The sequence below is a fragment of the Lactobacillus sp. HBUAS51381 genome, assembly GCF_012641095.1.
GTDB lineage: Bacteria > Bacillota > Bacilli > Lactobacillales > Lactobacillaceae > Levilactobacillus.
The window spans coordinates 1-9,102 of sequence record NZ_JAAVSC010000052.1; the positions used below are offsets into that span (position 1 = coordinate 1).

Genomic DNA, 9,102 nt, shown 5'->3' on the forward strand with positions numbered 1-9,102 from the left:
CCTTGAAATGGCAACTGGTGAACCCGTTGTCTACGACTTCGATGACAAGTTAAACATGACTAACAAGACGAAGTTGGGCAAGTAATTTCCAACTGACTCGAAGCCGCCTCGTTTGTGGGGGCGGCTTTTTCGTGGGGAAAAATGTCACTAGCGGTCACTAGAGGGGCCGTTACTGACCGAAAATTTAGATAAGAGAAAAGAGATTGAATTTGGCAGACAAAGAAGTATCACAGCTTGAAATGATGAAGATTATCGCGCTGTTTCGTAAGGAAGGTTTCAAGGGAGAGTATGAATCCTTCCAACGGGTCAGCGGCACCGACCGGGAGTTCTTCGTGGTCATGAGTAATGAACAGGGCATCAAGGCGTTGTTCCGGGCGAGCTTGATGTTGAACGCCGTTGAATTCCAGTACGTGTTGGATGACAAGCATACGTTTGTGACGGAAGATGCGGACGCAAGTTAGTCGGGAACTCTTAGACCAGATGGCTCACTTGGAATCATGTAACTAAAAAAAGTGGTAATCCTCAAATTATGAAGTGAACCCCCTGAATTGGAGAAAATCCAATTCAGGGGGTTCTTTTATGTTCACGACTGAGATTAAACGACAAATCTTAAAAGAGTATCTTCAATGGTGTTGCCCCTTCAACTTATGAGACAGTATGACATTAAATGGGGTAAGACCATTTATCAACTGTTTTAGTATGGGCACTTACCGACCGGCCCAAAAGATGGAAAAGAAACCAATTATAAAAGTAATTGCGATAACGGCCCACCAATAGCCAGATAAGAAATCCCAAAAATTCATTCTGCCCCAGCGCCGAACGTAGCGATTGTGTTTGGGATCGAAGACAAATTCAGACGTATCAACCCTAGTCTCGTGTTCAGCGCCAAAAACCAAAGTGTCTAGACTAACGTTAAAGATATTCGTTAGTTTAATCAGGTTGTTCAAGTCCGGAGTTGAATCGCCGGATTCCCATTTTGAAATAGCTTGACGCGTAACGAAAAGCTGGCTAGCCAGGTCATCTTGGGTTGTGTTCTGTTCTTTACGAATTTTTTTGAGTTGGGTGGGAAACTTATTCATGATTGAATCCTCCTGAGCGGTTAAAAGCGTTTTTTTCTAAAAATAAGGTAGCCAACGATTATGAAGAGCAATGTGTAACTGAGGGTGCCCTGTAACAGTTGTTGATTAAGTAGGTGACTGGTATCGAAGTAAGTTGTGTAGTTATAGTACTGTCGGGTTAAGTTTGTCATGTTGAATGGGTTCCACCGTAAAACGGTTGTAAATCGGTCAGCGTTTAGCAAGTTAGCAGAGATAAATTGGCCCATAAAAACCATTAGCAGGCTGACACTAATGACAATAGCATTGCTGTTAATTAGGCAAGAGAGTAAAAAGATGAGGCTGATAATAAAAGTTGTGGTGAGCACATCAATTGCAGAGGTCTTCAGCATATTTTCCCAAAGTGGTTGCTGATACCGATAAAGTGCGGACCATGACATCGACTGATTCATAGGAATTGCACGCAATCCCAATGTGAATAGTATGGCAAGAAGATGTAGCCAAAGGTTGTAGCCTAGGATAACCAGATATTTTGATAAGTAGACTAGGATCTTATTCGGTGCCTTATAGAGTAACGTGAGGATCGCATTGTTCTGGAATTCCATAGAAAAGGTGGTTGAGCCAACAATCACAAGGATGAGCATAATCCAATCGGGTGCATTGTAGCAGGTAGTCATGAGCAGCTTACTTTCATTATACCCAATTGATAGACCAGTTAAAATCATGAGAATGAGTAATACAAGCGGTGCGATCCAAGTTAGTTTTCGATGACTAAGTTTGTAGAATTCCTGATAAAGACTAAAAGCCATTTTAAATGTGCCCTCCTTGACTAGATTCGTCGTTTCTTAAATAAGCCGTAGCCTAAGATGACGAAAATGGCAGCGTAGATTAAATTACCTCCAATAATTTCGAAGGAACTTAAATGTGAGACGGTTGCGTATGCTGGATTGGCCAGTTGTTGGGTGATAAAAATCATATTCAACGGGTTCCAACGCAGGATGGAAATCAGAGATGTAAAAGTTTCCATAAGTGCTACCGAAATGCCAGAACCGAGAAAGCCTAATGCTAAGCCAATCCCAATCACTGCAACGTTGATCTTTATTAGCATAATCAGCATGAACGATAGGGTAACGATGAATAGGGCATAAACAGTCGTGCCGATGACATTGCCGGTGAGTAAAGTAAGTAGTGTTTGGTGATTGCTAATTAATGCGGACCATGGCGTTCGCACCAGTAAAGATTTAAGAACAATAGTCAGCAAGGTTGCGATGAGTGTCAGGACGAGACTATATAACCATACAATCGTCAGTTTTGCCAAGTAGATTTGCCAGCGCTTTGTACTCTTGTAAAGAAGTATCAAGATTGTTCGGTTTTGATATTCCATGGCGAAGAAGGTTGAGCCAACCGCGATCATAATTATTGGGATCCATTGAACAGCGCCAAATTCAAAGATGACTTGTGTCGAATTCACTTTGGTTGTTAAGATGCTGTATATCATCAAAATAATCAGTATGAGAATGCCAGTCTGGGCTGACTTCTGATGACTAAACTTAAATAGTTCGGCTCTTAAACTAGTCATTATGCTGGTCACCCCCCCGTTGTTGATGTAAAAGGTGAACGACAATTTGCTCGAAACTGCTAGAAATTGGCGTTAATTCTTTCAGGCGAACGTGTTGTGAACTAAGGATATCTTGAATTTCAAAGATACTTTTAGGATTAACCTGAAAGGTGTCACCATCCAAAGTGTACTGAATATGGTGACTACTCAAAAGCTTAACTGTTAACTGAGAATTCTCTGTATGTAGCTCATAAGCTTGATGGTGAAATTGTTCAAACTCTGCGATAGGCTGATTAACGATGATACGACCGTGATTGATGAGAATAACTTGGGTCATGACCTTTTGAAGCTCACTTAGAATGTGACTAGAAATCAGGAAAGCAGTTCCTTGGGCAGCATACTGATGAATTAGCCGACGAACCCCAATAGTTGCTTCAACATCGAGACCATTCATCGGTTCGTCAAGGATTACGAGTTGCGGGTTGTTCAGTAAAGCAATGGCAATGCCTAGCTTCTGCTTCATACCAAGGGAGTAATCCTTGGTATGATCATGAATGTAGGTGGACATGTCTAACTTGGAGATGAGGCGTTGACAATCAACAGGGTCATGTGCGTAAAGGGTTAAATTCTGTTGGCCAGTTAGAAAGGGGTAAATAGCGGGGTGTTCAATCAGAGCACCTACTTTGGTCAATGCGGTGTGTTGGTTTTCGGTAACAGTAGTTTGATTGAGCCGAATTTGACCATCAAATTTAGTAAGTCCTAGAATGGTTTTCATCAGTGTTGTTTTCCCAGCGCCATTGGGTCCAATTAGACCAATGATATTTCCGGGATGAATCTTAAAGGTAGCGTCTGTGATGATCTGCTTTCGACCGATATAAGTATTGACGTTTTGAACGACGAGCATATAGTCTTCCTCCTAAGTACAGAATGGTTGTGCCCCTTGACTAAGTCTACTATCGTTCAATTTGCTAGTTGCATACAAGCAATATGTGACAAGCATTTCGCAAAGTGAGAGGGGAATTTGCGCAACTAGCGGTTTCGTAAGGAAGCTACAAGCACTGCTACGGCAATACTTATCGAGGTTGCATTAAGTTTTCAGAGAGGCAGCGGTTGAACATACGTAATAGCAGAAATGGAAGTTCAATAACAGAAGTTAGCCTACATGTGGACTTTGCTGACGAAAGAAATTAATAGACCATCAGGTGAAGGCGATACGATTGATTTAACGGTTACCGATTATTAGCAATTGAATAGAAATTAGGCCCTCAACTCTTAGTGGTTGAGGGCCTTTTTGTGGTGCGTTTGGATCATAGAAACACGTCGTATAAAAAATACTGTCAGACCCAATTAAAGGGGCTGGCAGTATTTTTTTAGGTTTCAATGATCAGTTAAAAACCTTCAAAAAAGCCGTTAAGAAATTATCAGTCGCCCTACCAGGAAATTTGGTACTTAGCAGGCCATAGGGAACTGTTATGTTTGTTTCTAGCGGGATCGTTACAAGATTTGGATGGATATTCTTCCAAGGTGTTAATGAAATCAGTGCAATATTTTCATCGACAGCTGTGTTAAAAGTATTGATGACGTAACGACCATCAGTTTCGACCATCTTTACGCTCGAAACAGTATTCAATATTTCTGAACGTAACTGATCATTTTTCTCACTAATACCTTTCGGAACCGTGAGTAATTGTTGATTGGCTAAATCTTCAAATCTAATCGTTTCAAGCTGTGCTAAAGGGTTATCACTTCTTACTGCAATACCAAAATGATAGACCCCTAGTTTTATAGCGCTGAATGATTGCTTTAGCGTGGCATTGTCAAAAGTCCCGACAATCAGGTCACTACTGCGACCCAAGAGCGCATATTCACGATTACTAGAATTTAGATCCTCCTGTAGCTGCACCAGACGTAATTGGAATTGGGATAATTGGGAAGCCAGTTGCCGCCATAGCACCATGAAGGGCTCTGCCGGATGAAGAATTGAGGTTCCAATTGAAATGACCTGTTTGTCGTCCAACCGGGTTTTACGGGTCTCCTCAATGGCGGTATTCAGGAGATCCAATAATTGGCGGACGTAAGGTAAGAATTTTTGACCTTGCGGCGTGAGGGTGACGCCAGTTGCGGTTCGTGAAAATAATTTTAGATTGAGCTCCGTTTCTAGGCGATTAATTTGTTTCATGACAGCTGTTCCAGAAATAAAGCTCTGTTCGCCGGCCTTGGTAAAGCTACCAAATTCGCTGACTCTGATAAAAGTTTGCAGTTGATTAATATCCATATGACGGTTCCTCCATAAACCGAGTATAAACTTTTGGTTCACACCCAGTCAACCAATGGACTCTTCAATAATGATGGAATCAATCTATACTAGGCATTGTAATCAAATCAGAAAGGAAGGATGGAAATAGTTGTATGAACAAAAAAGTTGTATTAACAGTTGTGACGGTATTATTACTTGGGTTGGTTTTAACGGTCGTATTTGACCGAAGGAAAGTTGCCATCAATCCGGTTATGGCGGAAAGAGCACCGCAAACGGGGAAAACATTAACCGACGCTGACGTTGTAGGGATTTGGATCAACCACCATGATAAGGATATTCATCAAAAGATTAAACTTACTGCTCATCATAAATGGCGGGAAAATCAACATGGTGTTACGGATATCTATTCAGGTACTTGGAAACGAATCGACAATGACAAAATTTCTTTGGCCCCCTATGGTGAAAAAATCCAACTGTATGGGGATCATTTTCAAGCAATGAAGGTTTTAAGCTACAACCATATCTTAAACAAAGTAACAAAATAATTGGAGGAATTAATAATGACAGTAGAAAATAAAGTAGTTGTAATTACGGGAGCTTCTTCTGGAATTGGTGAGGCTAGTGCCAAATTATTAGCGAGTCAGGGTGCCAAGGTTGTTCTGGGTGCGCGGCGAGAAGACCGGTTACAAAGTCTCGTGAAAAGTATTCAGGATCAGGGCGGCCAGGCAACCTATCGCGTGACGGATGTTACCATTCCGGGGGATCTAGTAGCTTTAGTGTCACTAGCGAAAGAAACGTATGGTGGGCTTGATGTGATTTTTAATAATGCAGGAATTATGCCAACATCACCAATTAGCGCTTTAAAAACGGATGAATGGAACAAAATGATTGATGTGAACCTAAAAGGTGTTCTCAACGGTGTGGCTGCAGTCATGCCGGTGTTCACAGCGCAAAAGCATGGACAAATTGTGACAACTTCTTCCGTAGCTGGAATTAAGAGCTTTGTTGGTTCGGGCGTCTACGGGGCCACTAAATTTGCGGTTCGTAATTTGATGGAAGTTATTCGGATGGAAAGTGCTCAGGAACAGACAAACATTCGGACAACTTCCTTGTATCCGGCAGCAATTAACACCGAATTGTTACAAACAATTACGGATAAGGATTCAAAGCAAGGGATGAGCAAACTCTATCAATCTGTGGGTATTACCCCGGATGCTGTGGCAAGGGTCGTTAATTTTGCGATTGATCAACCAGATGATGTCAACGTGAATGAATTTACAATCTATCCAACAAAGCAAGGATAATTTGGGGTAGTATTCAGCGATATTACGATTATTGTGTTACCAGTAATGAAGCTGACACGGTGTTCGACTGAAGGAGGTAAAAATGAAAAGAATTGTTTTGTTGGGAGCAACGAGTAATATTTCAAAGTTCTTAATTCCGGAATTATTAAAGCAGTCAGATGTTCACTTGACTTTATTTGCACGGCATGCGACCAGTCGATTGACCAGCTATGCCAATAAAGCGAACGTTTCTTTGGTGGACGGCAACTGGAATCATTTAGCTGATTTAAAGGATGCATTAATTGGTGAAGATATTGTTTATTTGGCAACGGGGCACTTTATAACGGCTAACCAAAATGTTGTACAAGTTATGAAAGCAACTGGCGTTGAACGGTTGATTGTGGCCGGTGGGCTAGGTATATACGATGAAGTCACCGGTGAGTTTGGTCGATGGAATGCTCGAATGATGGGCGACTACACAGAAATTAAACGAGCCGCAAAGGTAATTAATGATAGTGGTTTAAACACTACTTTTCTGCGAATGGCCTGGCTATATGATGATGCGCACCATACTGACTACAAAATAATTCCACAGGGTGCTGACTTCAAAGATACGCAAGTTACACGACAGGCAGTCGCCAAACTGATTGCCAATATCATTCAGCATCCAGATTTATATCAACGTACCAGTATTGGTGTTGCGGAACCCAATACGGCGTGGTCCAAGCCTTCTTTTTACTAGGAGATGAATTTATGAAAGTAACAGTACCTCTAGATGAGAACGGGTATTTACCAGCTGTCTATACTAGTTTGGCTAAAACAAAACGTGCTAATCAGCCGATTGTTTCTTTTCCGATTGAACTAAAGGGGATTCCGGAAGAAGCAGTCTCGTTTGCAGTCACGCTGATTGATTACGATGCAGTGCCATTGACTGGATTTCCGTTCATTCATTGGTTAGCAACTAATATTCCTATGATGACGGAAATTCCAGCCGACTTCAGTAGAAACTTTACAGGACCACAAGGACAAAGCTCCTGGATATCTCGGTTTTACGGGTTAAACGATGACTATTTTACAAATCACTTTGCTGGTCCCAACCCACCAGATAAGCCTCATCGTTATACGTTAACGGTATTTTCTTTATCGCATGACTTGGATTTGACAAATGGCTTTTTTTACAATGATTTGCGTACAGCGCTTAATGACAGTGTGTTGGCAAAAACAGAAATACAGATTTTAGCAAAATAGATAATAAAAGGAGCGTCCTATAATGGTGGATAAAAATGAAAATGACGTAAAGAGTGGGGTGTTTGACCTTGGCGGCTTAAATATTGCTTTTAAGGATTATTTTGTGGGAAATAGTTATCATCATTCATTGGTTAAAGATCCTAGTGTTAATGTCACGGTTAGCAATGTTAGTTTTGAACCGGGAGCACGGAACAATTGGCATATTCATCATGACGGGTATCAAATTTTATTAGTAACGGGCGGAGAAGGTTGGTACCAAGAGGCAGGTAAGCCAGCACGACGGCTGCATCCTGGCGATGTCGTTGTTACCCATGATGGTGTTAAACATTGGCATGGTGCGACTAAAGATAGTTGGTTCAGCCATCTAGCGATTACTGCTGGAACACCCGAATGGCTAGAGTCAGTCAGTGATTCAGAATATCGACTTTTAGATTAGGGAGTGATCAATTTGGAAAAGGTCAAAATGACGCTTGACGGGAAAACGCTTACCGCAAATTTTGAAGACAATCAAACCGCAGCTGCAATCGTTGAAAAAATGCCCTTACAGCTGGACATGATGAATTTGTATTCTCGAGAGTTGACGTATCGCTTTAAACAAGCATTGCCAGCAAATGAGCCACATACGACGGGATATGTAGTGGGCGACATCGCTTACTGGATACCGCGACATAGTTTCGTTATTTTTTACAAACAAACTGGTGAAGTGATTAGCGACTTACAGATGGTTGGCCATATCAATGATCAAAAAGGCCTTACCCGTTTGCGTATGGGTGGTCACGTACAGTTAACCTTAGTCAGTGCCGATTAAAACTGGTACTGACAATTGTCGACGCCGTGAATTTGACATTAGGTTGAATGATTACTCAGACTATCATGGTTACTGGCGATGGCGTATCAATTCGAGAAGAGGCTATTTAGTATGAAGAATGTGTTAATCCTAGGGGCTCATGGACGAATTGCTAGGATCGTAGAACGACGGCTGATTGATGAAACAGATGCCCACTTAACATTGGTTTTGCGAAACGCGGACCGTTTGAAAGTTAAAGATAGGAATCGCGAAACAATTGTTGAAGGTGACGTGTCAGATTTCAAGCTAATATCGTCAGTAATGGCTAAGCAAGATATTGTTTATGCAAATTTAGCTGGTAATATGGAATCATTGGCGAAGATCATCGTTCGTTCGATGGTTGCGAACCAAGTAAAGCAGCTTGTTTGGGTCACTGGGTCGGGACTGTATCACGAAACACCTGAGCCATTTGGTTCATGGGTGGAGGGTGTCGTTGGACATGCGAGTAAAGAAGATACCCGGAAAGCAGCTCGTATCATTGAAAAATCAGTTTTGCAGTATACGATTATCCGTGCAGCGTATATGACGGACGATCATGACATTGATTACGAGCTCACACAGAAAGGAGAACAATTTAAAGGTGTTTTAGTGTCCCGGGCCAGCATCGCTGATTTGATTTTGAATATTATCACTAAACCGCGCCAATTTGCTAGAACAAGTGTGGGAATATCAAAACCGGGAACGGATGACAAGCTACCTGAATTAATGGCGAGGTATGACTAAAGTGGGCTGGGAAGACCAAATCGCACCAAAGTTGCTTGACGGCAAGAACGTGATCATCGCCGCTCACGGTAACTCACTGCGTGCCCTTTCCAAGTACATCGAACGGATCAGTGATGATGACATCATGAACC

General features: G+C 41.8%; 13 protein-coding genes and 2 pseudogenes. 10 read left to right on the forward strand and 5 right to left on the reverse strand.

Features of this window, described 5'->3' with window-relative positions; translation table 11 throughout:
- Positions 1–85: pseudogene (gene gpmA / locus HEQ50_RS12005) on the forward strand (2,3-diphosphoglycerate-dependent phosphoglycerate mutase); the annotation flags it as partial.
- A gap of 124 nt (positions 86–209) precedes the next feature.
- Positions 210–461, forward strand: coding sequence for a hypothetical protein (locus HEQ50_RS12010; RefSeq protein ID WP_168900735.1), 252 nt, complete (start codon positions 210–212; stop codon positions 459–461).
- A 246-nt stretch (positions 462–707) separates the two neighbouring features.
- Here the strand turns inward: HEQ50_RS12010 and HEQ50_RS12015 are convergent, their stop codons facing one another.
- From HEQ50_RS12015 to HEQ50_RS12035, 5 genes are all read right to left on the reverse strand, one after another.
- Entirely contained in the window at positions 708–1,079 is a 372-nt protein-coding gene (locus tag HEQ50_RS12015) for a helix-turn-helix domain-containing protein (protein WP_168900736.1), read from the reverse strand.
- A gap of 20 nt (positions 1,080–1,099) precedes the next feature.
- A complete protein-coding gene (locus tag HEQ50_RS12020; protein ID WP_168900737.1) occupies positions 1,100–1,864 on the reverse strand; it encodes an ABC transporter permease in 765 nt (254 codons plus the stop codon).
- Between the two features lie 20 nt (positions 1,865–1,884).
- Positions 1,885–2,634 (reverse strand): ABC transporter permease, encoded by a 750-nt coding sequence (locus HEQ50_RS12025; protein ID WP_211089331.1) that lies wholly within the window; start codon positions 2,632–2,634, stop codon positions 1,885–1,887.
- Positions 2,627–3,517 (reverse strand): ABC transporter ATP-binding protein, encoded by an 891-nt coding sequence (locus HEQ50_RS12030; RefSeq protein WP_168900738.1) that lies wholly within the window; start codon positions 3,515–3,517, stop codon positions 2,627–2,629. The genes HEQ50_RS12025 and HEQ50_RS12030 overlap by 8 nt, the downstream gene beginning before the upstream one ends.
- A gap of 480 nt (positions 3,518–3,997) precedes the next feature.
- Positions 3,998–4,888: a LysR family transcriptional regulator gene (locus tag HEQ50_RS12035; RefSeq protein WP_168900739.1), complete on the reverse strand. Its 891-nt coding sequence runs from the start codon at positions 4,886–4,888 to the stop codon at positions 3,998–4,000.
- Positions 4,889–5,022: 134 nt separating this feature from the next.
- Here HEQ50_RS12035 and HEQ50_RS12040 point away from each other — a divergent pair, with 134 nt between their 5' ends.
- From HEQ50_RS12040 to gpmA (HEQ50_RS12075), 8 genes and pseudogenes are all read left to right on the forward strand, one after another.
- Positions 5,023–5,415: a hypothetical protein gene (locus HEQ50_RS12040; RefSeq protein ID WP_168900740.1), complete on the forward strand. Its 393-nt coding sequence runs from the start codon at positions 5,023–5,025 to the stop codon at positions 5,413–5,415.
- Between the two features lie 15 nt (positions 5,416–5,430).
- Positions 5,431–6,174, forward strand: a complete 744-nt coding sequence (locus HEQ50_RS12045) for an SDR family oxidoreductase (RefSeq protein ID WP_168900741.1) — start codon at positions 5,431–5,433, stop codon at positions 6,172–6,174.
- Between the two features lie 82 nt (positions 6,175–6,256).
- A complete protein-coding gene (locus tag HEQ50_RS12050) occupies positions 6,257–6,895 on the forward strand; it encodes an NAD(P)H-binding protein (protein ID WP_168900742.1) in 639 nt (212 codons plus the stop codon).
- Between the two features lie 11 nt (positions 6,896–6,906).
- A complete protein-coding gene (locus tag HEQ50_RS12055) occupies positions 6,907–7,401 on the forward strand; it encodes a YbhB/YbcL family Raf kinase inhibitor-like protein (protein ID WP_168900743.1) in 495 nt (164 codons plus the stop codon).
- 25 nt (positions 7,402–7,426) lie between these two features.
- Positions 7,427–7,837 carry a cupin domain-containing protein gene (locus tag HEQ50_RS12060; protein WP_334427328.1) on the forward strand — a complete coding sequence of 137 codons (411 nt, stop codon included), beginning with the start codon at positions 7,427–7,429 and terminating at the stop codon, positions 7,835–7,837.
- A gap of 12 nt (positions 7,838–7,849) precedes the next feature.
- Complete coding sequence (locus tag HEQ50_RS12065; protein WP_168900745.1) at positions 7,850–8,209, forward strand: cyclophilin-like fold protein; 360 nt, start codon at positions 7,850–7,852, stop codon at positions 8,207–8,209.
- Positions 8,210–8,320: 111 nt separating this feature from the next.
- Positions 8,321–8,971, forward strand: a complete 651-nt coding sequence (locus tag HEQ50_RS12070) for an NAD(P)H-binding protein (RefSeq protein WP_168900746.1) — start codon at positions 8,321–8,323, stop codon at positions 8,969–8,971.
- 7 nt (positions 8,972–8,978) lie between these two features.
- A pseudogene (gene gpmA / locus HEQ50_RS12075) lies at positions 8,979–9,102 on the forward strand (2,3-diphosphoglycerate-dependent phosphoglycerate mutase); the annotation flags it as partial.